Below are 25,882 nucleotides of genomic sequence, written 5' to 3' on the forward strand. Positions count from 1 at the left end.
TACTCATCTACCTATTAACTTCACTGTTAATTTGCGCCAACACCATTCAAGTGGGCCTTGCCTGAAAAATATCAACCAATAATAAGAAAACAATATATTTATTCCCCAAATAATGGGAACCAAAACAATTAATTCAAGCCGTGTAAATTGACTAAAATAGCCTAATTGGTAAAACAGTGTGGTGCAAATTAGCGTTTGCAAAATATAATTACTCAGCGCCATCCGCCCCACATATTGCAGTCCATGGATTACCTTGCTATTTGTGATTTTTTCCCAAAAACCATATACCAAAGCGATATATCCTAAAGATTGGAATGGAATAACTAGTTCATTAATAATGTAACCAATGATCGACGTTGAAAAATAACTCCAATTAAATTGGCTTTGCATGTATAGCGAAAATATTTGGACTAATATCGATGGCAAGATAAATATGTAGGCTGTTTTACGATAGTGTTGAGCGCTAAATTGCCCTTGCAACCAACCACTTTTCATTAATAGTGCGCCAATAATCATCAATGCCGCTAATTGCCAGCCATATTGGATAACCAACATTTCAACCATTTTTAGCATCTCTGACGCACGATAAAGCATGCCATCCATTCCCCCCGAGGTATGCATCGCATATTCAAATGCCAGTTGCTCATCCGAGGCTTGCCAAAAACCGGAAGGGTCCACGCTACTCCCCAACATGAGCAAGATAGCTAACCCAATCAAATAGATTGATAGTGCTATTTTCAATAAAAAACCATCATCATATTGATTAAGCAAATAGGTTACCAACAAGCCGGTTAATGCATAAGCCAACAGAATATCACCATCCCAAAATCCAACCCCATGGATCACCCCGAATAGGGCTAAAACAGATAAACGGCACCGGTTCCAACGAAGAGAGCGAGACTGTAATAAAGCAAGTGTTGCTCCAAATAGGATTGAAAAAATCGCGAGAACTTTACCTTGAAAAAGGACATTGAAAACACCCCAGAGATAGGCCTCTGAATCGGATGTTGTATTGGTATAATAAGGGTTTAAATACGCTGTTTGTGGTAAAGCAAAAGCAAAAATATTCATTAAAAGAATACCTAAAATTGCTATACCACGAACAGCGTCAAGTTGGTCAATGCGGCTTGACGGTGTCGTTGCTGTCATAAATTATAAGTGACGAACTGCACGCAAAAATTCTTGCCGTGTATTTTGGCTTGATTTAAATAACCCACCAAGTGACGTTGTTGTTGTTGCACTTGTCGCGTCGCGAATACCACGTGCTTTCACGCAATAATGCACCGCATCTATACAAATTGCCACATTTGTTGTTCCTAATAATGTTTGCAAAGCAACCAAAATTTGTTGCGTTAAGCGTTCTTGCACTTGTGGGCGCTGTGAGAAAAATTGCACAATGCGATTAATTTTCGATAAACCAATCACTTTGTCTTTTGGAATATAGGCAACCGTAGCCTTTCCATCAATCGTAACAAAATGGTGTTCACAGGTACTTGTTAGCGTAATATCACGCACAGTGACCATTTCATCCACTTTCATTTTATTTTCAATTAAAGTGATTTTTGGAAAGTTTGCGTAATCAAGTCCTGAAAAAATTTCATCAACATACATTTTTGCGATACGACGAGGGGTATCAGCTAAACTGTCATCGGTTAAATCCAAATTTAGCAGCGTCATGATCTCTGTCATGTGCCCTTCAATCAGTTTCTTACGTTCGTCGCCTGACTTTGGCTGGATACGTAAAGGCGTTTCTAAGCCTCTAGCCTCCAGCGCGGCATGAACTAATTCGGCCTCTTTACTCAGAGATGACATGTGATCCTCCACAAATGGTATAACTATTTTTATAAAATGCAGGTGTGCGGTACTCTAAAACAGCAGGTACAGATAATCCAGCACAACATAGATAATTGCCGTGAAATAATTGCATTTAACCCTGCGATTCATTCACTCAATGAATACTTTCTTTAAACGGTTTTACACCTTATATAACGTGATTTGTAGCACATTTTTTATCAATCCTTTAACCTTGAATGGTGAGAAACCAATAACCCGCCAATAAGTAACACAATAAATAACCTAAGCATTAACCATTCTGTGCATAATTTTGCCTGTAATAATGCCACCTTCTTGGTTAAATCTGACCAAAAGCTATCTGTAATCAATTTCTATTCATTCACCCATTAATGGATTTCTGCCATAATATGCATTACGAACACATTTTAAAGCCTCAAGGCAGATAACAATAATGAGGGTCATTATTTATGGATCAGTGTCATACTAACGATTTGATTTCTCTAGATGTTGCATTGGAAAAATTACTATCTCAAACGAAAACCGTCACAGATACCGAAATCATTCCACTGACCTCCTCTGCACAGCGCATCATTGCGACAGACCTAATTTCCCCTATCAATGTTCCGCCATTTGATAATTCTGCGATGGATGGTTATGGCTTACGTTTTGCCGACTGGGATGGTAAAACACCAATGCCTGTAGCGGGTAAATCTTTTGCGGGCAACCCAATGGAAGGCGAACTCAAAGCAGGTTGCTGCGTGCGTATTATGACAGGCGCACCCATTCCTCAAGGTGTGGACACCGTTGTGATGCAAGAGTCTACAGAGCAAACTGAACAAGGTATTGTATTCACCCAGCCCATTAAACAAGGCAGTAATATTCGTAAAGCAGGAGAAGATATTGCCCAAGGTAGTGCGGTATTCTCTACTGGCACTTTATTAACGACCGCTCAGTTGCCTTTAATTGCTTCACTAGGTATTGCAGATGTCACCGTATATCGTCGCCTTAAAGTTGCCGTTTTTTCAACGGGTGATGAACTGCAAGCGGTCGGCCTTCCTTTAGCAGATGGGCAAATTTATGATACTAACCGCTTTACTGTCCGTCTGATGCTGGAAAAACTTAACTGCGAAGTACTCGATTTAGGTGTGATACCGGACTCGCCAGAAAAACTCAAACAAACCTTTATCGAAGCTAACCAACACGCTGATTTAGTGATCAGTAGTGGTGGCGTTTCCGTGGGTGAAGCCGACTATACCAAACAAATTTTGGATGAATTAGGCACCATTGGTTTTTGGAAGTTAGCTATAAAACCAGGAAAACCCTTTGCATTTGGCAAGCTGAGTGACGCTTGGTTTTGTGGTCTACCGGGGAACCCCGTTTCCGCGGCGCTCACCTTCTACCAATTGGTTCAACCGCTGATTGCTCGCCTTTCAGGGCACAGCCAATGGCGCGCTCCGTTACGCTTTAAGGTTCCAGTTACTACTGCGTTGAAGAAAAGCCCAGGACGTTTAGATTTTCAACGTGGCATTCTAAGTACCAATGAACAAGGGCAGTTGCAAGTCGCCACAACGGGCCACCAAGGCTCACACGTGTTTAGTTCATTTAGTTTAGCTAACTGCTTTATTGTCCTTGAACGAGAGCGTGGGCGTGTTGAAGCCGGTGAAATGGTTGAAGTCGAAATGTTTAACTATTTATTAAAAAGTGAATAATAACTGTGCAAGAGCTTAGCGATCTGGAAATGTTGCGGTATAACCGTCAAATCATCCTCCGTGGGTTTGATTTCGATGGGCAAGAAAAACTTAAAGCTGGTAAAGTGCTGGTTATTGGCCTCGGCGGTTTAGGCTGCGCAGCAACGCAATACCTTGCCGCTGCGGGTGTCGGTCACCTGACATTGGTGGATTTCGACACCGTGTCATTATCTAACTTGCAACGGCAAGTGTTGCATCGTGATGCAACCATTGATATACCAAAAGTTGATTCTGCGAAAACACAACTTGCTGCCATTAACCCACACATTCAAATTGACACCGTCAATGCACAGCTAGATGATGTGCAACTTGATGAATTAATCGCACATCATGATGTGATCTTAGACTGCACCGATAACGTCGCCATTCGTGAACAGCTCAATCGCTTATGTTTACCACGGAAAAAACCATTGGTTTCAGGTGCAGCCATCCGTATGGAAGGGCAATTATCTGTTTTCACTTATGAAGAAAGCACCCCTTGTTATCACTGTTTAAGCCGTTTATTTGGTGAAAATAACTTAACTTGTGTGGAAGCAGGGGTTATGTCCCCTTTAGTCGGTACGATTGGTACGCTAGAAGCGATGGAAACCATTAAATTATTAGCTAATTATGGGAAAGTTAACTCAGGAAAAGTATTGTTATTTGATGCAATGACCATGGATTTTCGCCAATTTAAACTTAGCAAAGACCCCCATTGTGAAGTCTGTGCTAAAGGCTAACGGCTAAATTTTCGAGCAAGTTGACTTTTTCATCATTCAGGCGAGGTTTTCTCGCCTTTTACCTATTTTCACCATATCAAAATTAAGAATAATCCGAAAAAATAATTTAATTGTCCTTTCACCTTATACTATCTCTCTTTTGTGGTGCTTGATGGTTTAAATATCACCACTGTTTATTCTTTTGATAAAGTTACTGAGAGTATGAATATGCAATTCCCTCCTTGCCCGAAATGCCAGTCTGAATACACCTATACTGATAACGATATGTATATCTGCCCTGAGTGCGCGCATGAATGGAATGATGCCGAGCCTGTAGCTGATATTGATGAATTGATTGTAAAAGATGCCAATGGCAACCTGCTAGCTGATGGCGATACCATCACCGTGATTAAAGATCTCAAAGTCAAAGGTAGCTCTTCAATGCTAAAAATCGGTACCCGCGTTAAAGGTATCCGTTTGGTCGAGGGCGACCACAATATCGACTGTAAGATTGATGGTTTCGGTCAAATGAAATTGAAATCTGAGTTTGTGAAGAAAAACTAAGTTTACTTCGCCCATTAAAAAGCCCTCAAAATTGAGGGCTTTTTGTTTTTCATCCAAAAACCAGATTTAAAGAACGACACCTTGGCTTGTCAGGTATTCATCATAACTACCTTTGAAATCAATTACTTTATCTTCTTTGATTTCTAAAATACGGCTCGCTAACGAGCTAACAAACTCACGGTCATGGGAAACGAAAATTAACGTTCCTTTGTATAATTCGAGGGCTAAGTTTAATGACTCGATGGATTCCATATCCAAGTGGTTGGTTGGTTCATCCATAATCAAAATATTTGGCTGTTGCATCATTAACTTGCCAAATAACATACGCCCTTGTTCACCACCGGATAACACTTTAACTTTCTTTTTAATGTCATCTTGAGAAAACAGTAAACGGCCTAAAATACTGCGCACCGCTTGCTCGTCATCCCCTTCATTTTTCCACTGACTCATCCAGTCAAACACGGTTAAATCTGTTTCAAAATCTTCTGCGTGGTCTTGGGCATAGTAACCAATGTTACTGTTTTCTGACCATTTAACCATTCCGCTCGTTGCAGGCTGCTCGCCCACCAACGTTTTTAAGAATGTCGTTTTACCGATACCATTAGCACCAATAACCGCCATTTTTTCGCCAACTTCCAGTAATAAATTGACGTTTTTGAATAATGGCCCTTGATCATAACCATTGGTCACTGCTTCTAATTCAAGTGCATTTCGGAACAATTTTTTCTCTTGTTCAAAACGAATGAATGGGTTTTGACGGCTAGACGCTTTCACCTCATCCAATTGAATTTTATCAATTTGACGTGCACGAGAAGTCGCTTGTTTCGACTTAGAGGCATTCGCGCTAAAGCGGCTAACGAAAGACTGTAACTCAGCAATTTGCGCTTTTTTCTTCGCGTTATCCGATAATAGGCGCTCACGCGCTTGGGTTGCCGCAATCATATATTCATCATAGTTACCTGTGAACAAACGCAATTCACCGTAATCTAGGTCAGCCATGTGCGTACATACGGTATTCAAAAAGTGCCTATCATGGGAAATAATGATCATAGTGCAGTTACGATCGTTCAGCACTTGCTCTAACCAACGAATCGTATCGATATCCAAGTTGTTCGTCGGCTCATCGAGTAATAAAATATCTGGATCAGAAAATAGGGCCTGTGCCAACAGTACACGCAGTTTCCAGCCAGGTGCAACTTCACTCATCGGCCCATAGTGTTGTTCGACAGGAATACCTACACCCAACAATAATTCACCGGCACGAGCTTCCGCGCTATAACCGTCCATTTCACCATAAGCGACCTCGAGATCAGCCACTCGGTAGCCGTCTTCTTCGCTCATTTCAGGTAAGGCGTAGATTCTATCGCGCTCTTGTTTGACGTCCCACAGCTCGCTATGACCCATAATCACGGTATCAAGTACGGTAAATTCTTCAAATGCGAACTGATCTTGGCGAAGTTTACCAATACGCTCATTTGGATCAGTCGTGCTCACATTTCCAGCTGTAGGGGTTAAATCTCCCCCTAAGATCTTCATAAATGTGGATTTACCCGCGCCATTTGCGCCGATCAAACCATAACGGTTGCCTGTGCCAAATTTAACTGAAATGTTTTCAAACAGTGGCTTACTGCCAAACTGCATAGTGATATTGTTCGTTGTTAACACTGCTATGCCTTAAATTAAACGGTGTAAAATAGCCTGCGATGATTAGAGGCCCATGACTGCGGCGTGCAAAACAACCCAAAATAGTGATTTGAGCAGCGAAATACATTCCATGCATGGTCATTAGAGTACGACAGGTATAAATAGCGGCGCATTATGCCATATTACGCCGCTTAGATCTTGTGCTCTTTTCAGCAAATTGATTAACACGGAAGGAAAGGCTGACTAAATGCCTAACTAAAGCGTGATCCCCATAGTACGGCTGATTTCTGTTAGCCCTTCTCGTTCATAAAACTTAATGGCTTTACGATTTTGCGCTAATACCGACAGCTCCAAGTGGCTAAACTGCCTACTCTTCGCCCATGCTTTCATGCCATCGAGTAATTTTTGCCCTGCTTTTTCACCACGGAAATTGGGGTCAACCACTAAGTCAAAAATATAACCAAAATTTCGAGGAACAATGCAGTTATAAGGATCTGAAACTTGTTGTTGCGCGATGCAAAAACCTTTAATCTCACCGTTAAATTCAGCAACTAACAAATAAAATTTATCATCGATAATCGCATTTTCAATAAATTCCCCAGCCTGCTCTGCAGGTTGTAAGCGCTCAGGGTCAAGCAGTGCCATTTCCGAAAACAAAATTTGGTAAAGCGATAAAATGGATTCTACATCACTTTTAATAGCTTCCCTTATCAGCATGCATTCCTCTCTGTGATTTTGATATTAACGCTAGTCGTAGGTTTTAATTGGTGGGGCAACATAAGATTCAAAACTTTCTAATAACTCAGCGGAAGAATCATTCACAATCGCCATATGACGATATTTCTCATGTAAGAAACCTTCATCCGCCATTTTATTTGTCATATCTATCAATGGTTGCCAATAATTATTAATATTAAACAACGCACATGGCTTAGTATGTAAACCAATTTGGCTCCAAGTAAAGACTTCTGCATACTCTTCAAGCGTGCCATAACCGCCAGGCAAAGCGACAAAAGCATCGGCAAGTTCAATCATTTTACTTTTACGCTGATGCATCGTTTCAACTTTATACAGTTCAGTTAAATTCTTATGAGAAATTTCACGTTCTTCTAGCAATGATGGGATCACTCCAATCGCCTTACCACCTAATGACAATACGGTATCAGCAACCATTCCCATAATCCCCACACTCGCTCCACCATAGACTAACGTGATATCACGTTTAACCATTTCTTTAGCAAACTCAATGGCTTTTTGTTGATAGACCTTATTTTTTCCCATACTGGAACCACAATACACTGCAATACTTTTAATTTTTCCCATTTGTTCCTCATTTTCTATTTTTATTGTGACTTTTTAGTTAGAGCACTGAATTATACGAGCCTAATACAGAAGCTCAAGCTTCGCTCTTCGCCATAATAAAATGAGACTAATTCATGTTTATAGCACTGCTATTCACCTAAACCAACATGTTGGCAACCAATAGAGCACATTTACCCCCTTATTCTCTATAGCTAAACCATAAACAAATATAAAGCCGTGCTGTTTTATGAGATAATCTTTAAGAAATTATTTTTCATCACTGAATAATTATTTTCTAAATATTTATTATCAATTAAGTTACGTTTTCCGAGGTTTACTTATTTATGTCTGCCGACACTAAAAAGAGCGCGTTTCCGCTATTACCTATAGGGTTATTACTGCTTGCTATGACCTCTATTCAAAGCGGAGCTTCTTTAGCTAAAACTTTATTTCCTGTTATCGGCGCTCCCGGTGTTACTGGTTTACGTTTATTGCTTGCTACGATTATATTATTTGTTATTTTTAAACCTTGGCGTTTAAAATTCAGAAGAAGCTCGTTAGTTCCACTGCTAGCCTACGGCTTATCCCTAGGTACGATGAATTATTTATTTTACCTTTCCCTTGAGCGCATTCCATTAGGAATAGCCGTTGCACTAGAGTTCACTGGCCCTTTAGCTGTTGCAATGTTCTCCTCCCGCCGCCCAATTGATTTTTTGTGGATAGCCCTTGTTATCGTTGGGTTACTATTTTTGCTCCCAATTGGCGATAATATTGAGTCCATTGATACACTCGGTGCCATCTATGCTCTCGGAGCTGGTGTCTGTTGGGGATTGTATATTATATTTGGTCAACGAGCGGGAGCCGGCTATGGTGCGGCCACCGTGGCTATCGGTTCATTTATTTCTGCGATGATTTTCTTCCCGATCGGCTTAATGCAAACCGGGGTAGAAGTGATGTTTGATCCCTCAATTTTACCCATTGCACTAGCAGTCGCGATTTTATCAACCGCATTTCCTTATACATTAGAAATGATCGCGCTAACGCGTTTGCCTGCCCGAACTTTTGGTACATTGATGAGCCTTGAACCTTGTATGGGCGCATTTTTAGGAATTGTTTTCCTAAATGAGCACTTAACGATGACTCAATGGTTAGCATTATTATGTATTGTTTGTGCTTCTATTGGTTCCACCTCTACAGCGGTGCCAAAGTCAAAAATCGAAAAAGTGACCTAGCCACGAAATCTATAACAAAGAAGACCGATTAGGTTAATAAATTCGACATGTTGATATTTATTAACCTTTTTTCGTGTAAAGATTTATTCATCAATTTTAAATAATCATTTTTTATTTTTATTTTATTATCTAATTTTGGTTATAGCACTTATTGCTAAAAACAATCAGTATTCAAGATCCACAATAAAACAACAGTTAATAAAATATATCGAATAGACCTATTATACTAATCGTTTATTACATTATGACAAAGTCGTTAGATTGTTTTATATTTATTCACAGATGAGGTTACTAGACAAATTCATATTTAAGAGAGGATGAATCATGAGCACAGCTAAATTATTTAAAGCATCTTCAACTGAACTTTTATATACCCGTAATGATATGGAAGACAGTGTAAAATTGGAAACCATTGGAATTCTTAATGTTATGGTGGTCCATTTTACCGATCTCTCTCTAATGACTAAACAAGCCCACTGGAATATGCGCGGCCGCAATTTTATCGCTGTACATGAAATGTTAGATGGCTTTAGGACTACGTTAGTAGAACACTTAGATGAATTCGCTGAACGTGCTGTTCAATTGGGTGGTGTTGCTATTGGTACAACCCAAGAGGTTAACCGCTTCACATCATTAGAAGCTTACCCAATTAATATTCACAGTGTACAAGACCATTTGAAAGCATTAGCAGACCGTTATGCGGTTGTCGCGAATGATATCCGTAGAGCCATCGATGAAGTAGAAGACGAAGACACTGCAGATATGTTTACTGCGGCTTCCCGCGATATGGATAAATTCCTCTGGTTTTTAGAAGCGAATATTGAGTAATGTCGTAAATAGAGTCAATTATAATTGACCAGTGGCCACTGAAAAGTGGCCATTTTATTTTATGATAATTAACAATAAATCAAACCTTTATTGCAATTAAGTCACTTAAAAATAAAACACGTTAACTTAATGATTATTATTTACTGTTTTTTAGGTATTTCGGGTTGTTCTATCGGAAATACAGGTAATGCATTTAATAGCCTTTTACCATAATTTTTAGTTAGCAAACGTTTATCATAAATAATAATTTCACCATAACACTCATGACTACGTATTAGCCTGCCAGCTTGCTGTATTAAATTAAATGAAGCGCTTGGTAAACTTTGTACTTCAAATGGGTATCTCTTCAACGATTTCAACCAATCCCCTTCGGTGATGATTACCGGGTTTGTTACTGGTGGAAATGCAATTTTATGAATATGGACCTGAGTTAAATATTCCCCTTTTAGGTCTAACCCCTCTGCAAACGATTGTAAACCAATTAAGGCACTAGCTTGCCCTTGGTTAATTCTTTCACAATGAGTTTCAACTAATCGGTAACGAGGTTGATCTCCTTGAACTAAAAGCTGTAAACGTAAATCTTTTACGTGCTCAAGAAAACCTTCCATCGCTCTTTGGCTACTAAATAAAACCAGTACTCCGCGGTGAGTATTTTGAGTGAATTGCTCGCGGAAAAATACCGCCATTTCTGCTAAGTGTTCAGCTTCATTATTAATAGTTGGCTCATATTCCATTTTAGGAATAATAATTTTTCCTTGCTCAACATGGTTAAAAGGAGAAGACAATGTCACAAAGCGGTCATCACTTTTTTCGGATAACCCAGTAAGTTCCATAAAACGTGAATAACTGTTCAACGATCTCAGTGTTGCCGAGGTAATGACAATATGAGGCACGTTACGCCATAACAAATGTTGTAACTGTTCACTTACTCGGATCCCTGCGCAATGCATAAAGAAACGCGATTGGTTTTTCTCATAACGCCGACTTAACCATTTTGACACAGGAGCACCTGAACTTTGCTCTAATGCCGCCAACCGCCAAAGTTTCGACATGTTTTCAAAGTACCCCATTGCCCTACTAGTCACAATAATGGAGCGATGTAAGCGAACGATATCTTGTTTCGCAGTTTGTTCCGTTAAATCATTTAAGATAGCTTCTGCCAGTCCTTGTAACGCATCCGTCTGCTTAAACAACACCTGACAGCTTAATTGCATTGCTTCAGGTAACACGCCTAGTGGAAATAAATATTCAGTTTCTTTTGATGTATCTGGTAATAATGCATTCGCTAATAATGAAAAATCGCGAAATGTTTCACGCAATTTTTCTGCGTGCTGCTGTAACCGCTCAGGATTAGCTAGCTTTGGTGGCTTCACTGGACGAAATTGCCCCATATATTGCCCAACATGCTGAATAAAGCTATCAAGCTGTGCCGTTAATTGCACTAACGTAATCTCGCCTTCCACTTCAAGGGCATCCCTCGCAACGTCTGGGACATGGTGGCCTTCATCAAGCACTAATAATAAATTTTTTGGGTCCGGCAAAACCGACTCACTCTCCATTGCTGCCATAACCAATGCATGGTTAGCAACCACCACATCGGCATCTTCGATTTCCCGCCTAGCAATAAAAAATGGACACCGCTGATAAAATTGGCAATTACGACCCAGACAATTCATTTTATCAGTACTAACTTTACGCCATAAACTATCACTAAATGCACGTTTGTGGTGATCCCTTAACCCGTCCCATGCAAAGCTCTGAAAATCATGCCTCAGTTGCTGACAAATTGCCCGCTCTTCACTATTCGCTATTTCTGTTTTATCTTCCACCAATAACATTAAATCAATTTGTTCGCCTTCTGCTGCACAAATAGCTTCTAAATTGCGCGGACAAACATAACGAGCACGCCCAAATGCCCCCGTATATTTTAGATCAGGAATAATTTTGCTTAATAACGGTAAATCTTTACTATAAATTTGGTCTTGTAGCGCCACATTTGCCGTACTGACTACTAAGGTTTTGCCTTCTTCCCTACCAACGGCAATCCCCGGTATTAAATAAGATAGCGTTTTCCCCACCCCTGTAGGGGCCTCTATGACCAAATGGCGACCATCATCATCAGCTAGATTTTTTGCGACTTGCGCGATCATCTCCCGCTGTGGGGCTCGGGAAACAAACCCATCAATTTGTACGGACAACCCTTTATACCACTGAGTTATTTGTTCTTTAGTTTTCTTTGACAGGGACATAAATTGTGCAGGTGACCAAAGTTAAGATGAAAAATAACGAAGCCGACAACAGAACGAAATATGAAAAAGACGCTTTTGCCAACCGCTTCGCAAAACTACTGTATTAATACCCATTATACATAAAAATTGGGAAGCTTTTTGCAAAACGCCCATTATGCAACAGAAAAAATAGCTTTTAACTTGTTTGCAACACTCATCCGGTTATACTTTGAGTTCATATACTATTTGGGTTTTTATCACTAGGCAGGCTATAAAAAATGAAAAAGGTTGTTATCGCACTTTGCGCATTATGTGCTTTTGGTTCTGTAGGCGGTATTGTTTTAGCGGGTATGAACATTTATACACGTTCAACAACTCCCCTTGAACAAGGGCAGCCGCAATCCCCTTCAGCACTGCCAGCACCCAATCAAATTCAGTAATTTTAAAATAATTTATCAACCCAGGATGGAGATAGCTTATGTACAACGATTATTTCGTCACCCCACAATGGTTAAATTCACATCTATTTGATGACAATATCATTGTACTTGATGCTTCGTCTCCCCCACCGACAGCACCTTATGATTGCCGCCAACAATATTTAGCAGAGCATATTCCTAATGCTCAGTTCTTTCATCAAGATGAAATTGCAGACAAAAGCTGTGATTTGCCCCATATGCTGCCAAGTGCTAATGTTTTTAGCCAAGCAGTTAGTGCTATGGGTATTGGCAATGACACCCAAGTTATTATTTATTCGCAAAATAATTTATTTTCATCTCCAAGGGCATGGTGGACATTTACCACTATGGGCTGCAAAAACGTTAAAATTCTAGCTGGTGGCATCGATGCTTGGAAAGCGGCAGGCTTTGATGTTCAGTCTGGGGAAGTCACTCCACCGGCTCCGAAGCAATTCCATGCAACACGTAAAGACGCGAACGCGCTGAATCAAGAACAAGTTCTTGATATTGTTAATCAAGGCAAGGTTCAAATTATTGATGCTCGTGCTGAGCCACGCTTTCTCGCCCAAGCGCCAGAACCTCGTCCGGGATTGCGTATGGGGCATATTCCTGGGAGCAAAAATGTCCCATGGGATCTTCTTGTGGAAAAAGGTGAATTCAAATCACCAGAACAACTTAAAGCTATCTTTACTAAGCAAGGTGTGGATATCCATGCTCCTTCTGTAACGACCTGTGGTTCAGGAATGACCGCTGCGGTGGTATTAATGGCATTAACATTATTAGGTAACCAAAACGTACGTTTGTATGATGGTTCATGGGCCCAATGGGGGCAAGATAACGGCCTGCCAATTGAGTCGTAACCTACCTTTGCCATAAAAATATAAGCCACTTGAGATTCAAGTGGCTTATAGAATAAAGATTTATCAAGTAGAGAAAATAGCTATTTGCCAAATAGCCCAGCTAAGAACAGCACGACTATGGCTCCGATAACCGCGACAACAAAGCTCCCAAAGTTGAAACCATCAACTTTTCCTTTACCAAAGAAAGTGCTGATGTAACCACCCACAACAGCACCAACAATTCCCAACACGGTGGTCATAATGAACCCCATGTGGTAAGTACCTGGCATCAGCCATTTAGCTAAAACACCGGCAATTAGACCAAAAATAATCCAAGCAATTACGCCCATCTTACGCCTCCCAGACTAGGTAATTTCACTATGTACATCAAAATATTCTCAGACAACAGTATAAGCTTTAAATAAATTAAATCGTTCTTACACCAATTAAGTAAAGACCCTATAAGTTAATTTCGCAACTATAAAATTTGGCTTATTAACATTATTCATAATCAATTGTTCACTATTTCAGTTATCACTTGCGAAATCTGTTGGGCATTTTTTAATGATCTAACATGAGAAAAGAGTTCATCTGCCTGATAATATTCTTTGCGTAAATAACCTAGCCATTGCTTGATTCGAGCAGCATGGTAATGACCAGTATCTCCTTGTTTTTCAAGTTCTGTATATTTTAATAACAGCCTACCAACTTGCTCCCAAGGCATTTTAGATTCATTACATTTAACCACTCGGCTAAGGTTTGGCGTATTTAATGCGCCACGGCCAATCATCACGGCATCACATCCTGTAATTTCAAGGCAGCGCAGTGCGCTCGCATAGTCCCAAATTTCCCCATTAGCAATCACTGGAATCGATAATTTACGGCGGATCTCTCCAATAGCGGACCAATTAATACATTCTGCTTTATAACCGTCTTCTTTCGTTCTACCGTGAACAGTGAGTTCTGTTGCCCCTGCCTGTTGAACCGCATCTGCAATTTCATAAGCAAATTCAGAGCTATCCCACCCTAAACGGACTTTAACCGAAATAGGTAATTCTTTTGGAACCGCTTCACGCATTGATTTAGCAGCTCGATAAATCAAATCAGGTTGTTTCAATAACGTCGCACCACCACCATGGCCATTGACTGTTTTTGATGGACAACCACAATTTAAATCAACCCCCCAAGAGCCTAATTCGACCGCTCGGTTTGCATTTTCTGCTAACCACTGAGGATGCTGCCCTAACAACTGTACACGGACTAATGTCCCTGAAGGAGTACGGCTCCCATGTTTTAGCTCAGGGCATAAACGGTAAAATGTTTTTGCGGGTAAAAGGGTATCAACCACACGAACAAACTCTGTTATGCACAGGTCATAGTCATTAACTTCACTTAGTAAACAACGAACTAGAGGATCTAAAACCCCCTCCATAGGAGCTAATAAAACGCGCATAAGTGACTCACAAAAAACGTAATAATTCCTGCTTATCATACCGTTTATTTAATTGATAAGCAGGAAAAATTCTAAGGTAGGAGTGACAAGAGACTAGCTTGAAATGATCTTCAAGTTAGTCTAGTCAATGCTATTAACATTAAAAAGAGCGACAAGATTATGGGAGGTTAACTGTCACTACGTCCTTGTTTGACTTTTTTCTGGGCGTTTTTCCATGGAGAACTTGCCCCTTTCACTGAACTCGACTTTGACGATGGGGCACTGCTACGACGAGGCGCTTTGCCTTGATTCCTATCACCAGCAGAACCGCCTGAACGACGTTCATTCCGTTGTGGTGTTTTTTGAATAGGCTCCGCTTTGATGGATGGGTCGGGCTCATAGCCTTCAATCGCCATCAATGGGATCGTTTTTTTCAATAATTTCTCAATATCCTTGAGTAACTTAGCCTCATCGATACATACTAAGGAAACGGCCATCCCAGTTGATTCTGCACGGCCTGTACGGCCAATACGGTGAACATAATCTTCTGCTACATTAGGTAGCTCAAAATTCACCACATAAGGAAGCTGTTCAATATCAAGACCACGAGCTGCAATATCCGTTGCCACTAAAACACGAATATCTCCAGATTTAAAATCAGCTAGTGCACGAGTACGTGCCCCTTGGCTCTTGTTGCCATGAATAGCCGCAGCTTTAACGCCATCTTTATTTAAATGCTCAGCAAGACGGTTTGCGCCATGTTTTGTACGTGTAAAGACGAGGACTTGTTGCCAATTTTCACGGCCAATCATAAACGAAAGTAACTCTGCTTTTCGTTTTTTATCAACCAGATGTACATACTGGGTGATTTGCTCAGAGGCTGAGTTTCGCGGAGCAACTTCAATAGTCACTGGGTTATTAAGTAATTTATTCGCCAGTTGTTTGATTTCGTCAGAAAATGTTGCTGAGAATAATAAGTTTTGGCGCTTTTTGGGTAACTTATTAATCACTCTACGAATATCATGAATGAACCCCATATCTAACATACGGTCAGCTTCATCAAGTACGAAAACTTCGACTTGAGAAAGATCTACCGCATTTTGGTGCGCTAAATCTAATAAGCGCCCCGGAGTTGCAATTAAGATATCAACGCCACCACGTAACTTCATCATCTGTGGATTAATACTTACCCCACCAAAGACGACAAAAGAACGAATACGTAAATGACGGCTATATTCTTTTACATTTTCAGCAACTTGCGCTGCAAGTTCCCTAGTTGGCGTCAAAATTAACGCACGAATAGGCTTGCGATCCTTCCCTGCTCGAGGAGTTGTAATAAGCTTTTGTAAAATTGGCAATGTAAAACCCGCTGTTTTACCCGTACCCGTTTGGGCGCTAGCTAGAAGGTCATTTCCTGCAAGCACAGCTGGAATAGCTTGTTGTTGAATAGGCGTAGGGCTTTCATAGCCTAATTCATTAATGGCAAGCAAGATTTCCTCGTTTAACGCGAGGTCTGAAAATGTAGTCAAATTAATTACTCCGGGCTTCACCGCTTCAAATTGAATGTGGCAGTTATGGGGAAGTGAGTCAGAAGAAAAGCGCAAACTGCCGTGCGACACTGTGTAAAATTCTAACATTATTTGCTGATGATAAATATATTAATTTAGTTTGGTTAATAAATTAATATAAAATCTCATTCGTATAGTATATATACTTACATGATACTATGAGATGTCGTTTTTTACTTTTTATAAACACGAAAAGCCATTAAGAGCTAATTAGATGTTATTTAATTCTGAATTTTTAAAGGAATGGTTATGAATACAAGTTCATCGTCAACATTACGTGGAGAAAATGCGAAAATGCAATTGCTTCTCACTGCTGCTGATGTATATGGAGAACAAGGGCTTGATGGCGCTACCACACGCAAAATCGCACAGGCATCAGGGCAAAACATTGCCGCAATTTCTTATTACTTTGGCTCAAAAGAAGGACTTTACTTAGCTGTAGCTCAGCTTATAACAAAAACAATCCGGGACGATTTCTATGATGTTTTTCAAGAAATTGACAACTTTCTAAATCAACCTTTATCAGTTCAAGTCACTGATGATGCACTTGATTTACTCCAAAAAACAGTCATTGCCTATAATCACTTTCAGTTGGAAAAGAAAAATTTAAGTTTTTCTCGCATCTTAGCCCGCGAACAACTCAACCCAACCGAAGCCTACACCATCATCCACGAGCAGGCTTTAGGCCCAATACATTCGCGTCTAAACCGTTTGATTGCCATTTACATTGGTGCGGATCCCAACCATTTAACAACACTGATTCACACACACGCGATCCTTGGCGAAACACTTTCATTTCGTATTGCTCGGGAAACATTATTACGTCAAACCGGCTGGAAACATATTAATGAAAATGAATTTAAAATTATTAATCAAGTTCTTATTGAACATACAAATATATTATTAGCGGGCTTGCGCCATCGCAAACAATATGAAAAGTGATATGATAAAATAATTAAAGTGATTCATTCACATTGATAATAACTAGAGGTTGGTGATTTTATTGCAGCTGGTGCCACACTTCTCCATTAAAAACAGCAGCCTCTAACAACAAATTTGTTTTCATCTCGTGGATTCTTTAAGTAAGGTTAGCTATGAGCAATAAAAACCGTTCTGTTGTTGTTTTCATTATTCTCATATTAATCGGTGCTGCAATTGGCGGTTATTACTACTATCAATCACAGCAGGACAAGACATTAACACTCTACGGCAATGTTGATGTGCGCACGGTAAATCTCGGTTTTCGAGTGTCAGGTAAGCTCAAATCCCTAAGTGTTGATGAAGGTGCAAAAATTATTGCAGGCGAGCAACTTGGTCAACTGGATGACGCTCCCTACATTAACGCATTAAATAAAGCCAAAGGGGTGCGCGACACAGCCAAAGCACAACTTGCTTTAAAAGAAAGTGGTTACCGTACTCAAGAGGTTGCGCAAGTTGAAGCTGAAGTGGCTCAAAAACAAGCGGCTTGGCAATATGCCGACAACTTCTATAAACGTCAGCAAGGGCTGGCTGCCTCCCGCGTTATTTCAGCTAATGATTTAGATAACGCAAAGAACAATAGAAACCAAGCATTTGCAGCCCTTCAAGCAGCAAAAGATAAGCTGAATCAATACCAAAGCGGCTTTCGTCAAGAAGAGATAGCTGCCGCTCGAGGCGAATGGTTACAAGCCGAAGCGGCTGTCGCTCAAGCTGAACTAGACTTACAAGACACCGTTTTAATTGCGCCTTCCTCTGGGACTATTTTAACCCGAGCAATAGAACCGGGCACAATCATCGGTACAGGTAATACCGTATTTAGCGTCACGTTAACAAACCCCGTTTGGGTTCGAGCCTATGTTAGCGAGCCACACCTTGGTGATGCCATCCCCGGTAGAGAAGTCTTACTGTATACAGATAGCCGTCCAAATCAGCCCTACCATGGTACCATCGGGTTTGTTTCCCCTACCGCCGAATTTACGCCTAAAAGCGTACAAACACCGGATTTACGAACCGATTTAGTCTATCGATTACGTATCGTCGTCAATGATGCAGATGATGCGTTACGCCAAGGTATGCCTGTGACTATTCAGTTCACTGATAATAAACAGTAAGAGTTTGCTATGAGTGATGATTACAGTATTCACCTATCCAACGTTGAAAAAACTTTTGCGGGCTTGGATACACCTGCCGTTGAAAGCTTAACAATCGATATTCATGGGGGATCTGTAACTGGCCTTGTCGGCCCTGATGGCGCAGGAAAAACAACCTTAATGCGCATGATTGCAGGTCTATTAAAGCCAGATGCAGGAAAAATTAGCGTGATGGGGCTCGACCCCATCGACGACAGTATTGCTATGCGAGCTAGTCTTGGCTATATGCCCCAAAAATTTGGTTTATATGAAGATCTGACCGTACAAGAAAATTTAAATTTGTACGCAGATTTGCGTGGGGTACTCGGCGAAGAACGCCAAAAAACCTATCAGCAATTGCTTTCATTCACCAGCCTAGCCCCTTTTACCGATAGACTAGCTGGTAAATTATCGGGAGGAATGAAGCAAAAACTCGGATTGGCCTGTACATTATTAGGAAAACCCAAGGTTCTTTTACTCGACGAACCCGGTGTCGGTGTTGACCCCATCGCTCGACGCGAACTATGGCAAATGGTTCATACTCTTGCTGATGATGGAATGCTAATTCTTTGGAGTACTTCCTATTTAGATGAAGCTCAGCAATGTAAAAATGTGCTGCTATTAAATAAAGGTAAACAGCTTTATGCAGGCAAACCCGAGTTATTAACTGAAAAAATGGCGGGACGCTCGTTTTTACTTGATGTACCAGCCACACAAAAACGCACTATATTACAAAACGCACTCGTATTACCAGAAACCACCGATGGTGTGATCCAAGGCCGATATATTCGTTTAATTTTGAAGCCGAATGCATCACAGACAAATTTGTTAACCGCATTAAATATGGCAGATGGGAAACTCATTGAGGCGCAGCCTCGTTTCGAAGATGCATTTATTGACTTATTAGGTGGGGGTCCATCTCACCGTTCGGAATTAGCCGCTATCGTACCGCAAATTCCACCTAATCCTGAAGAAACCGTCATAGAAGCGCGTAATTTAACCAAAAAATTTGGCCAATTTGCGGCAACTGATACCGTAAATTTCCAAGTTAAACGTGGAGAAATTTTTGGTTTATTGGGGCCAAATGGTGCAGGGAAATCGACGACTTTTAAAATGATGTGTGCGCTAATGAAACCCACTGATGGGCAAGCACTCGTTCTTGGGATGGATTTAAAAACGAGTTCAAACAAAGTCAGACAGCACCTTGGTTATATGGCACAAAAATTCTCGCTGTACGGCAACCTGAAGGTGGGACAAAACCTGAAATTCTTTTCAGGTGTTTATGGGTTACACCATCAGCAACAAGCCCAAAAAATCCACGAAATGGTTGAGGCTTTTAATTTCAAACCGATTATCAATCAGGTTACTGAATCCCTTCCTCTGGGTTATAAACAACGTTTAGCCCTCGCCTGCTCGTTGATGCATGAGCCTGATATCTTATTTTTAGATGAACCAACCTCAGGCGTTGACCCACTAACTCGTCGGGAATTTTGGCTACATATCAACGGAATGGTTGATAAAGGCGTTACCGTTATGGTCACGACTCACTTTATGGATGAGGCAGAATATTGTGACCGTATCGGGCTGGTTTACCATGGAAAAATTATTGCGGCGGGAACTCCTGATGAACTGAAACAGCAAGTTGCAAGTGCTGAAAACCCTGACCCATCCATGGAAGATGCATTTATTGAGCTCATCATGAATTATGATAAGCAACAGGAGGCACAATGACTCACACCGCTTCTTATTTTTCATGGCGTAGGCTTAAAGCACTCTGCTGGAAAGAAAGTAAACAAATTGTGCGGGATCCTAGCAGCGCTCTTATCGCTGTACTTATTCCATTGATGTTATTATTTATTTTTGGTTATGGTATCAATTTAGACTCAAGTAAATTGCGTGTCGGTATTTTACTTGAGCAACAAAGTTCGCAAGCTCGTGAATTAGTTGATACCTTCACGGGTTCGCCATTTATCGATGCAACTATTAGTAATAACCGCCATTTATTAATCGATAAAATGCAAGCGGGTGAAATTCGCGGTATTGTCGTCATTCCTGTCAATTTTTCAGCCCAATTGCTGCAAAAACAAGGTCATGCCGCAATTCAAGTCATTACTGATGGCAGCGAACCGAATACAGCCAACTTTGTGCAAGCTTATACCCAAGGTGTGTGGCAAACGTGGCTGGTGCAGCAAGGGGAAAATCAAGGCTATCCAACGGACCCATTAATCGAGCTCAATATGCGCTATTGGTTTAATGAAGCTGCAATTAGTCAGCATTTTATTATTCCAGGGGCAATTAGTATCATTATTACTGTAGTTGGTGCTATTTTGACCTCTTTGGTTATCGCAAGAGAATGGGAACGTGGCACGATGGAAGCATTGCTTTCAACCCAAATCACTAAAACTGAATTATTACTTTCAAAATTATTGCCTTACCAAGTGCTTGGGTCTTTTGTGATGGTGTTATGCATGTTTGTCACCACTTTTGTCTTAGGAGTACCTTATCGCGGCTCTCTATTAGTATTATTTGTCATTACTAGCCTTTATTTGGCAACGGCATTGGGGATGGGGTTATTAATTTCAACAATTACTCGTAACCAATTTAATGCAGCGATGGTTGCTCTGAATGCCGCCTTCTTACCTGCCATTATGCTATCTGGGTTTATTTTTGAAATTGATAGTATGCCAGCCATTATTCAAGCTGTGACTTATTTTATCCCTGCCCGCTACTTTGTCAGCAGCTTACAAACTCTCTTTCTTGCGGGTGATATCTATATTGTTTTATTGATAGATTTCCTGTTACTAATCGCTTCTGCAATACTATTTATTGGACTGACGGCACTAAAAACTCGCAGTCGTTTGGATTGAGGTGAAGTTATGTTTTATCGCCTATACACCTTAATTATGAAAGAGCTTCAGTCATTGCTTCAAGAACCACAAACACGGGCTATTTTGATTTTACCCGTGATATTTCAGATGATTTTATTTCCCCTAGCAGCCACGCTTGAGGTCACTAACACCACCATTGCAATTTTTGACCAAGACAGCGGTGAGCATTCTATCGAGTTGACTCAACGTCTCGCCAAAGCCAGTGCGTTTTCTCAGGTGTTATTATTGAAGAATGAACATGAAATTCGTGAAACGCTGGATAATCGCAAGGCTCTGCTGGTTGTCCGTTTTGGGCAAAACTTTAGTGCTGATATTGCCAGCCACCATAACGCTAATATGCTGTTACTCCTTGATGGACGTAATTCAAATAGTGCGCAAATTGCCGCAAACTATGTGGCACAAATTGTCACTCAGTACCAACACGAGCTAATACAATCACAGACTCTGCCAAACAACAGTGAATTAATCGTTCGTAATTGGTACAACCCAAATTTAGATTATAAATGGTTTATTGTGCCCTCATTGGTCGCTTTAATAACCACAATCGGGGTATTGATTGTGACGTCCCTTTCTATCGCGAGGGAAAGAGAACAAGGCACCCTGGACCAATTGCTGGTTTCTCCCCTGACCACTTGGCAAATATTTATTGGTAAGGCGGTGCCTGCATTGATAGTAGCGACTGCACAGGCAAGTTTGGTTCTCGTTATTGGGATCTTTTGCTATCAAATTCCTTTTGCGGGCTCCCTACTCCTCTTTTATGCCACCATGTTATTCTATGGATTGTCCTTGGTGGGGTTTGGGTTACTCATTTCAGCGTTGTGCTCAACTCAGCAACAAGCGTTCATTGGAGTATTTGTATTTATGATGCCAGCGGTGCTGTTATCGGGGTACATTTCCCCCGTCGAGAATATGCCAGTTTGGCTGCAACAAATTACTTGGATTAACCCAATTCGCCATTTCACTGAAATCACCAAACAGATTTACTTAAAAAATGCCGATTTTTCAGTTATCTTCCACAGTTTATGGCCATTATTTATCATTACGATAATAACCAGCTCAGTGGCTTATTATTTGTTTAGGAAGAAAATAGCGTGATAAAAAGAAATCATATTCCGCTTTGGAAGTATAATTAATGCTTTGAATAGCAAGCAATCTACTAATATCCAAATCATATTTTAGGGTAGCATTTAGATCAAAAGACCCTTGTTACCAAAGTAACAAGGGTCTTCATTTTTAACGGCTTCTATCCCCTCATTTCATCGCGTTATGAGGAGAGTCACTGAATTTAGCGACGGTCACCGAAAATACGCAGTAACATTAAGAACAGGTTAATGAAGTCTAAATACAGAGACAGTGCCCCCATAATAGAGTATTTACGCATTGTTTCTCTGTCGTCTTCATCAATTTGTGAACCCATTTCTTTCAGTTTTTGAGTGTCATAAGCGGTTAAAGCAGCAAACAGTAAAACACCACCGTAAGTGATCACCCAATACATCATGGTGCTTTGCAGCCAGATGTTAACCAAAGAAGCGACAACAATACCAATCAGTGCCATAAACAGGAAGTTACCCATACCTGTTAAGCTACGCTTAGTGGTATAGCCGTAAAAACTTAATGCACCAAACATCACCGCGGTAATGACAAATGTGCCCGCAACGGACTCACCAGTATACGCAGCAAGAATAACTGAAATTGTTAAGCCGGTGAGCAATGAATAGAGCATAAACATGCCCGTTGCCGCCATGCCACTAATTTTTTGCAGCAAAAATGAAATCCCCATCACTAAACCAAGTTCAGCAATAATCATTCCAAAAAAGAGGATTTTATTGGTTGCAATGGTGTAGTACAAACCACTGCTAACTGAATACCATGCAACAAAAGCTGTCAGCAGTAGACCGACTGTCATCCAGCCGTATACTTGCGACATAAATGCCTGAACGCCAGTATTGGCACCCTGGACAAGAGAATCATTACGTTGATCAAACTGACCCATGATGGTTACCCTTTCGCTAAAAGAAAAATCGACGCAGTAAAAATACTGCAATCGGAGAAATTAACCAAAGTCTAACACATTCTTTTGACAATACCATTCAGCAAATTCGTATTTTTTAGCGGAAAAAATGCGATTACCAGCGGTTTGCAGACGCTTCGTCAGTTTCTTTCGCCTCCACCCAACGTTCATTTTCAGGTAAGGTTTCTTTTTTCCAAAATGGAGCTTTAGTCTTTAAATAATCCATAATAAATTCAGCCGCTTGAAATGCAGCATTACGATGGGCACTCGTGACCCCAACAAAAACAATTTCTTCACCTGGTTGTAAGGTACCAATGCGGTGGATCACACTGACTCGCTGCAATGGCCAACGTTCTTTTGCTTCTACGACTATATTTGCTAAGGCTTTTTCGGTCATTCCTGGGTAGTGCTCGAGCGTTAATGCCGCAACACTGTCCCCTAAATTATGGTTGCGCACTTTCCCTGTGAAAGTCACAACAGCGCCATCACTATCACACTGTGCAAGCCATTGATATTGTTCACCAACACTAAAATTTTCTGTTTGTACTGCAATATGAGTGTTTTCCATATTACCCCCCTGTGACCGGAGGGAAAAAGGCCACTTCATCCCCTTCTGAGAGTGGGTGGTCTAGTGAAACAAATGATTGATTAACAGCGGCAAGTAATTTGCCATCTTCAAGTGCCAACGCCCAGCGATCGCCTTTTTGTGAAAGGGCTTGACGTAAATCTTCCACTTTTTGGTAAGTCTCTGTAAGTTCTAAGCGATCCGTTCCAACTAGCTCACGGACTTGAGCAAAAAATAATACTGTGATCATTATTCCACCTTAAAATGTCCAGACTTACCGCCTGTCTTTTCTAACAAACGAACAGGGCCAATCACCATATCTTTTTGTACCGCTTTACACATGTCATAAATCGTCAAAGCAGCAACAGATGCAGCGGTTAACGCTTCCATTTCGACCCCTGTCTTTCCTGTTAGCCGGCAACACGTTTCAATACGAACACGGTGATGTTCAGGTTCCGCTTTCAGGATCACTTCAACTTTAGTTAACAATAGTGGGTGACATAATGGGATAAGCTGCCAGGTGTTTTTTGCCGCTTGAATACCCGCAATACGCGCTGTGGCGAACACATCCCCTTTATGGTGGCTACCGTCAACGATCATCGTTAGGGTTGCTGGGTTCATAGTGACATAAGCTTCTGCGCGAGCTTCACGGACAGTTTCAGCTTTGGCTGAAACATCAACCATATGCGCCTCGCCCGACGCATTGAGGTGAGTCAGTTGGGACATATTTTCTCCTGAAATCAAAAAAGGATTAGCCGCCTATTACGGATAAATTTGGTGTAATTCCGCTATCACCCATATGCAGAAAATGGGTTTCTCGTTTATGGTGCAAGCCTCGCTGAATACGGGCTTTTAACGCTTCGTTTTGGTCATCTGCGCCCAATAAATCACGAAGCGGAATGCCATTTTCACCAAATAAACATAAATGCAGATTTCCTAATGAGGAAACGCGTAAACGGTTACAACTTTGGCAAAAATCTTTTTCATACGGCATGATCAGCCCGATTTCGCCTTGGTAATCTGGATGACTAAAGACTTGCGCTGGCCCATCACTACGAGAACGAGGAAGCATGTACCAACCATCTTCAATTAGACGTTCGCGAATAGTTTCGCCTGAAATATGAAAACGTTGGAAGATATCACTACCATCACCAGTTTCCATGAGTTCAATAAAACGTAATTGAATTGGACGATGTTTGATCCAATTTAGGAATGACTTCAACGCAATGTCATTGACATTTTTCATGAGCACGGCATTGACTTTTACTTTCTCAAAGCCAGCTTCAAAAGCAGCATCAATGCCTTTCATCACCTGAAAGAATTTGTCTTGCCCTGTGATGGCGGCAAATTGACGTGGATCTAAGCTATCAACACTCACATTAATCGCGCTCAGCCCTGCTGCTTTCCATTCTTGCACGTCTCTCGCCATACGATAGCCGTTAGTTGTCACGGCTATTTTTTTGATTGATTCATTTTCATTGATGGCAGCAATAATATCACTGAAGTCTTTGCGCATAGTTGGCTCTCCGCCCGTAATACGCACTTTTTCTGTGCCTAATTCTGCGAATGCCGCACTGATACGACGAATTTCATCTAATGTTAAGAATTCATGACGACCGCTTGGCTTGTAGCCATCGGGTAGGCAGTATGTGCAACGAAAGTTGCAAACATCTGTTATAGAGAGCCGAAGATAGTAAAATTTCCGGTCAAATTGATCGACAAGTTGCTGCATAATCACACCTTTCCAAGTACGGGAGATGCAGACATTTCTATCTTGCACCCTGGTGGCTCTAGGCCACGGCCAGTGCATCATATTCAGTCGTTCAAACTTAGACGCAAAGGCTAGGAGTTTTATTTGGAACCGAGTTACTGATTTTAAACTATAAAATACGTCACTCTGTTCACTTAATTTATGTAAGGATTCTAGCCGATAGAAATTGAAAAAGCGAATCGCAATTCGATATATATCATTATA

Annotated in this window: 26 protein-coding genes and 1 riboswitch; of the genes, 12 read left to right on the forward strand and 14 right to left on the reverse strand. The window is 40.9% G+C overall.

Annotation, left to right across the window (positions count from 1 at the left end; translation table 11 throughout):
* Positions 1-3 precede the first annotated feature (3 nt).
* On the reverse strand, positions 4-1,149 hold the full coding sequence (gene yeiB, locus PSF42_RS02810; RefSeq protein WP_272679406.1) for a DUF418 domain-containing protein YeiB: 1,146 nt from the start codon (positions 1,147-1,149) through the stop codon (positions 4-6).
* 3 nt (positions 1,150-1,152) lie between these two features.
* Positions 1,153-1,812, reverse strand: a complete 660-nt coding sequence (gene folE / locus PSF42_RS02815) for a GTP cyclohydrolase I FolE (RefSeq protein WP_272679407.1) — start codon at positions 1,810-1,812, stop codon at positions 1,153-1,155.
* 449 nt (positions 1,813-2,261) lie between these two features.
* Between folE and moeA the strand changes: the two genes are divergently transcribed.
* From moeA to PSF42_RS02830, 3 genes are all read left to right on the forward strand, one after another.
* Positions 2,262-3,503, forward strand: a complete 1,242-nt coding sequence (moeA, locus tag PSF42_RS02820) for a molybdopterin molybdotransferase MoeA (RefSeq protein ID WP_125893358.1) — start codon at positions 2,262-2,264, stop codon at positions 3,501-3,503.
* Between the two features lie 5 nt (positions 3,504-3,508).
* Positions 3,509-4,261 carry a molybdopterin-synthase adenylyltransferase MoeB gene (gene moeB / locus PSF42_RS02825; protein ID WP_213913454.1) on the forward strand — a complete coding sequence of 251 codons (753 nt, stop codon included), beginning with the start codon at positions 3,509-3,511 and terminating at the stop codon, positions 4,259-4,261.
* 207 nt (positions 4,262-4,468) lie between these two features.
* Positions 4,469-4,804, forward strand: a complete 336-nt coding sequence (locus PSF42_RS02830; protein WP_004909208.1) for a zinc ribbon domain-containing protein YjdM — start codon at positions 4,469-4,471, stop codon at positions 4,802-4,804.
* A 66-nt stretch (positions 4,805-4,870) separates the two neighbouring features.
* Here PSF42_RS02830 and PSF42_RS02835 read toward each other — a convergent pair whose 3' ends face one another.
* The 3 genes from PSF42_RS02835 to PSF42_RS02845 all read right to left on the reverse strand — a co-directional run bounded on the left by PSF42_RS02835 (position 4,871) and on the right by PSF42_RS02845 (position 7,771).
* Entirely contained in the window at positions 4,871-6,469 is a 1,599-nt protein-coding gene (locus PSF42_RS02835; protein ID WP_125893362.1) for an ABC-F family ATPase, read from the reverse strand.
* Positions 6,470-6,703: 234 nt separating this feature from the next.
* A complete protein-coding gene (locus PSF42_RS02840; RefSeq protein ID WP_272679428.1) occupies positions 6,704-7,162 on the reverse strand; it encodes a GNAT family N-acetyltransferase in 459 nt (152 codons plus the stop codon).
* 33 nt (positions 7,163-7,195) lie between these two features.
* Positions 7,196-7,771, reverse strand: coding sequence for a TIGR00730 family Rossman fold protein (locus tag PSF42_RS02845; RefSeq protein WP_125893364.1), 576 nt, complete (start codon positions 7,769-7,771; stop codon positions 7,196-7,198).
* A 323-nt stretch (positions 7,772-8,094) separates the two neighbouring features.
* Here PSF42_RS02845 and rhtA point away from each other — a divergent pair, with 323 nt between their 5' ends.
* Both rhtA and dps read left to right on the forward strand, forming a co-directional pair.
* Positions 8,095-8,982, forward strand: coding sequence for a threonine/homoserine exporter RhtA (rhtA, locus tag PSF42_RS02850; RefSeq protein WP_125893366.1), 888 nt, complete (start codon positions 8,095-8,097; stop codon positions 8,980-8,982).
* Between the two features lie 324 nt (positions 8,983-9,306).
* The gene (gene dps / locus PSF42_RS02855) at positions 9,307-9,810 is read left to right on the forward strand and encodes a DNA starvation/stationary phase protection protein Dps (protein WP_125893368.1); all 504 of its coding nucleotides are present in this window, start codon (positions 9,307-9,309) and stop codon (positions 9,808-9,810) included.
* Between the two features lie 140 nt (positions 9,811-9,950).
* On the opposite strand, the gene dinG is transcribed toward dps, so the two are convergent.
* The gene (gene dinG, locus PSF42_RS02860) at positions 9,951-12,059 is read right to left on the reverse strand and encodes an ATP-dependent DNA helicase DinG (RefSeq protein ID WP_272679408.1); all 2,109 of its coding nucleotides are present in this window, start codon (positions 12,057-12,059) and stop codon (positions 9,951-9,953) included.
* Between the two features lie 257 nt (positions 12,060-12,316).
* Here dinG and PSF42_RS02865 point away from each other — a divergent pair, with 257 nt between their 5' ends.
* Complete coding sequence (locus PSF42_RS02865; protein WP_004256593.1) at positions 12,317-12,478, forward strand: hypothetical protein; 162 nt, start codon at positions 12,317-12,319, stop codon at positions 12,476-12,478.
* A gap of 38 nt (positions 12,479-12,516) precedes the next feature.
* Entirely contained in the window at positions 12,517-13,356 is an 840-nt protein-coding gene (gene sseA, locus PSF42_RS02870) for a 3-mercaptopyruvate sulfurtransferase (protein ID WP_213913452.1), read from the forward strand.
* Between the two features lie 80 nt (positions 13,357-13,436).
* Here sseA and PSF42_RS02875 read toward each other — a convergent pair whose 3' ends face one another.
* The 3 genes from PSF42_RS02875 to rhlE form a co-directional block, all read right to left on the reverse strand.
* Positions 13,437-13,685: a GlsB/YeaQ/YmgE family stress response membrane protein gene (locus tag PSF42_RS02875; protein WP_125893372.1), complete on the reverse strand. Its 249-nt coding sequence runs from the start codon at positions 13,683-13,685 to the stop codon at positions 13,437-13,439.
* A gap of 161 nt (positions 13,686-13,846) precedes the next feature.
* Entirely contained in the window at positions 13,847-14,788 is a 942-nt protein-coding gene (gene dusC / locus PSF42_RS02880) for a tRNA dihydrouridine(16) synthase DusC (protein WP_272679409.1), read from the reverse strand.
* A 167-nt stretch (positions 14,789-14,955) separates the two neighbouring features.
* The gene (gene rhlE, locus PSF42_RS02885; RefSeq protein WP_125893376.1) at positions 14,956-16,296 is read right to left on the reverse strand and encodes an ATP-dependent RNA helicase RhlE; all 1,341 of its coding nucleotides are present in this window, start codon (positions 16,294-16,296) and stop codon (positions 14,956-14,958) included.
* 282 nt (positions 16,297-16,578) lie between these two features.
* Here rhlE and cecR point away from each other — a divergent pair, with 282 nt between their 5' ends.
* From cecR to PSF42_RS02910, 5 genes are all read left to right on the forward strand, one after another.
* Positions 16,579-17,277: a transcriptional regulator CecR gene (gene cecR, locus PSF42_RS02890; protein WP_125893377.1), complete on the forward strand. Its 699-nt coding sequence runs from the start codon at positions 16,579-16,581 to the stop codon at positions 17,275-17,277.
* A gap of 152 nt (positions 17,278-17,429) precedes the next feature.
* Complete coding sequence (hlyD, locus tag PSF42_RS02895) at positions 17,430-18,425, forward strand: secretion protein HlyD (RefSeq protein ID WP_248467839.1); 996 nt, start codon at positions 17,430-17,432, stop codon at positions 18,423-18,425.
* A gap of 9 nt (positions 18,426-18,434) precedes the next feature.
* Complete coding sequence (locus PSF42_RS02900; RefSeq protein ID WP_272679410.1) at positions 18,435-20,174, forward strand: ATP-binding cassette domain-containing protein; 1,740 nt, start codon at positions 18,435-18,437, stop codon at positions 20,172-20,174.
* Complete coding sequence (locus PSF42_RS02905) at positions 20,171-21,310, forward strand: ABC transporter permease (protein ID WP_272679411.1); 1,140 nt, start codon at positions 20,171-20,173, stop codon at positions 21,308-21,310. The genes PSF42_RS02900 and PSF42_RS02905 overlap by 4 nt, the downstream gene beginning before the upstream one ends.
* A 9-nt stretch (positions 21,311-21,319) precedes the next feature.
* Positions 21,320-22,426 (forward strand): ABC transporter permease, encoded by a 1,107-nt coding sequence (locus PSF42_RS02910; RefSeq protein ID WP_125893385.1) that lies wholly within the window; start codon positions 21,320-21,322, stop codon positions 22,424-22,426.
* A 190-nt stretch (positions 22,427-22,616) separates the two neighbouring features.
* On the opposite strand, the gene PSF42_RS02915 is transcribed toward PSF42_RS02910, so the two are convergent.
* The 5 genes from PSF42_RS02915 to moaA all read right to left on the reverse strand — a co-directional run bounded on the left by PSF42_RS02915 (position 22,617) and on the right by moaA (position 25,639).
* Entirely contained in the window at positions 22,617-23,324 is a 708-nt protein-coding gene (locus PSF42_RS02915) for a Bax inhibitor-1/YccA family protein (protein ID WP_004256664.1), read from the reverse strand.
* Between the two features lie 133 nt (positions 23,325-23,457).
* The gene (gene moaE, locus PSF42_RS02920) at positions 23,458-23,910 is read right to left on the reverse strand and encodes a molybdopterin synthase catalytic subunit MoaE (protein WP_102138368.1); all 453 of its coding nucleotides are present in this window, start codon (positions 23,908-23,910) and stop codon (positions 23,458-23,460) included.
* Between the two features lies 1 nt (position 23,911).
* Positions 23,912-24,157, reverse strand: coding sequence for a molybdopterin synthase sulfur carrier subunit (moaD, locus tag PSF42_RS02925; RefSeq protein WP_102138367.1), 246 nt, complete (start codon positions 24,155-24,157; stop codon positions 23,912-23,914).
* On the reverse strand, positions 24,157-24,633 hold the full coding sequence (gene moaC / locus PSF42_RS02930; protein WP_125893387.1) for a cyclic pyranopterin monophosphate synthase MoaC: 477 nt from the start codon (positions 24,631-24,633) through the stop codon (positions 24,157-24,159). Before moaC ends, moaD begins: the two co-directional genes overlap by 1 nt.
* 25 nt (positions 24,634-24,658) lie before the next feature.
* Positions 24,659-25,639, reverse strand: a complete 981-nt coding sequence (moaA, locus tag PSF42_RS02935) for a GTP 3',8-cyclase MoaA (protein ID WP_248467834.1) — start codon at positions 25,637-25,639, stop codon at positions 24,659-24,661.
* Positions 25,629-25,768, reverse strand: a riboswitch (molybdenum cofactor riboswitch). (Overlaps the previous gene by 11 nt.)
* Positions 25,769-25,882 lie beyond the last annotated feature (114 nt).

This window comes from Providencia sp. PROV032 (assembly GCF_028484875.1).
GTDB classification, from domain to species: domain Bacteria; phylum Pseudomonadota; class Gammaproteobacteria; order Enterobacterales; family Enterobacteriaceae; genus Providencia; species Providencia rettgeri_E.

What these genes read in the sequence shown, in the direction of transcription:
- yeiB (WP_272679406.1), bottom strand. Translation starts at nt 1,149, where the DNA reads ATGACAGCAACGACACCGTCAAGCCGCATTGACCAACTTGACGCTGTT.
- folE (WP_272679407.1), bottom strand. Translation starts at nt 1,812, where the DNA reads ATGTCATCTCTGAGTAAAGAGGCCGAATTAGTTCATGCCGCGCTGGAG.
- moeA (WP_125893358.1), top strand. Translation starts at nt 2,262, where the DNA reads ATGGATCAGTGTCATACTAACGATTTGATTTCTCTAGATGTTGCATTG.
- PSF42_RS02830 (WP_004909208.1), top strand. Translation starts at nt 4,469, where the DNA reads ATGCAATTCCCTCCTTGCCCGAAATGCCAGTCTGAATACACCTATACT.
- PSF42_RS02845 (WP_125893364.1), bottom strand. Translation starts at nt 7,771, where the DNA reads ATGGGAAAAATTAAAAGTATTGCAGTGTATTGTGGTTCCAGTATGGGA.
- rhtA (WP_125893366.1), top strand. Translation starts at nt 8,095, where the DNA reads ATGTCTGCCGACACTAAAAAGAGCGCGTTTCCGCTATTACCTATAGGG.
- dps (WP_125893368.1), top strand. Translation starts at nt 9,307, where the DNA reads ATGAGCACAGCTAAATTATTTAAAGCATCTTCAACTGAACTTTTATAT.
- dinG (WP_272679408.1), bottom strand. Translation starts at nt 12,059, where the DNA reads ATGTCCCTGTCAAAGAAAACTAAAGAACAAATAACTCAGTGGTATAAA.
- PSF42_RS02865 (WP_004256593.1), top strand. Translation starts at nt 12,317, where the DNA reads ATGAAAAAGGTTGTTATCGCACTTTGCGCATTATGTGCTTTTGGTTCT.
- sseA (WP_213913452.1), top strand. Translation starts at nt 12,517, where the DNA reads ATGTACAACGATTATTTCGTCACCCCACAATGGTTAAATTCACATCTA.
- PSF42_RS02875 (WP_125893372.1), bottom strand. Translation starts at nt 13,685, where the DNA reads ATGGGCGTAATTGCTTGGATTATTTTTGGTCTAATTGCCGGTGTTTTA.
- dusC (WP_272679409.1), bottom strand. Translation starts at nt 14,788, where the DNA reads ATGCGCGTTTTATTAGCTCCTATGGAGGGGGTTTTAGATCCTCTAGTT.
- cecR (WP_125893377.1), top strand. Translation starts at nt 16,579, where the DNA reads ATGGTTATGAATACAAGTTCATCGTCAACATTACGTGGAGAAAATGCG.
- hlyD (WP_248467839.1), top strand. Translation starts at nt 17,430, where the DNA reads ATGAGCAATAAAAACCGTTCTGTTGTTGTTTTCATTATTCTCATATTA.
- PSF42_RS02900 (WP_272679410.1), top strand. Translation starts at nt 18,435, where the DNA reads ATGAGTGATGATTACAGTATTCACCTATCCAACGTTGAAAAAACTTTT.
- PSF42_RS02905 (WP_272679411.1), top strand. Translation starts at nt 20,171, where the DNA reads ATGACTCACACCGCTTCTTATTTTTCATGGCGTAGGCTTAAAGCACTC.
- PSF42_RS02910 (WP_125893385.1), top strand. Translation starts at nt 21,320, where the DNA reads ATGTTTTATCGCCTATACACCTTAATTATGAAAGAGCTTCAGTCATTG.
- PSF42_RS02915 (WP_004256664.1), bottom strand. Translation starts at nt 23,324, where the DNA reads ATGGGTCAGTTTGATCAACGTAATGATTCTCTTGTCCAGGGTGCCAAT.
- moaE (WP_102138368.1), bottom strand. Translation starts at nt 23,910, where the DNA reads ATGGAAAACACTCATATTGCAGTACAAACAGAAAATTTTAGTGTTGGT.
- moaD (WP_102138367.1), bottom strand. Translation starts at nt 24,157, where the DNA reads ATGATCACAGTATTATTTTTTGCTCAAGTCCGTGAGCTAGTTGGAACG.
- moaC (WP_125893387.1), bottom strand. Translation starts at nt 24,633, where the DNA reads ATGTCCCAACTGACTCACCTCAATGCGTCGGGCGAGGCGCATATGGTT.
- moaA (WP_248467834.1), bottom strand. Translation starts at nt 25,639, where the DNA reads ATGCAGCAACTTGTCGATCAATTTGACCGGAAATTTTACTATCTTCGG.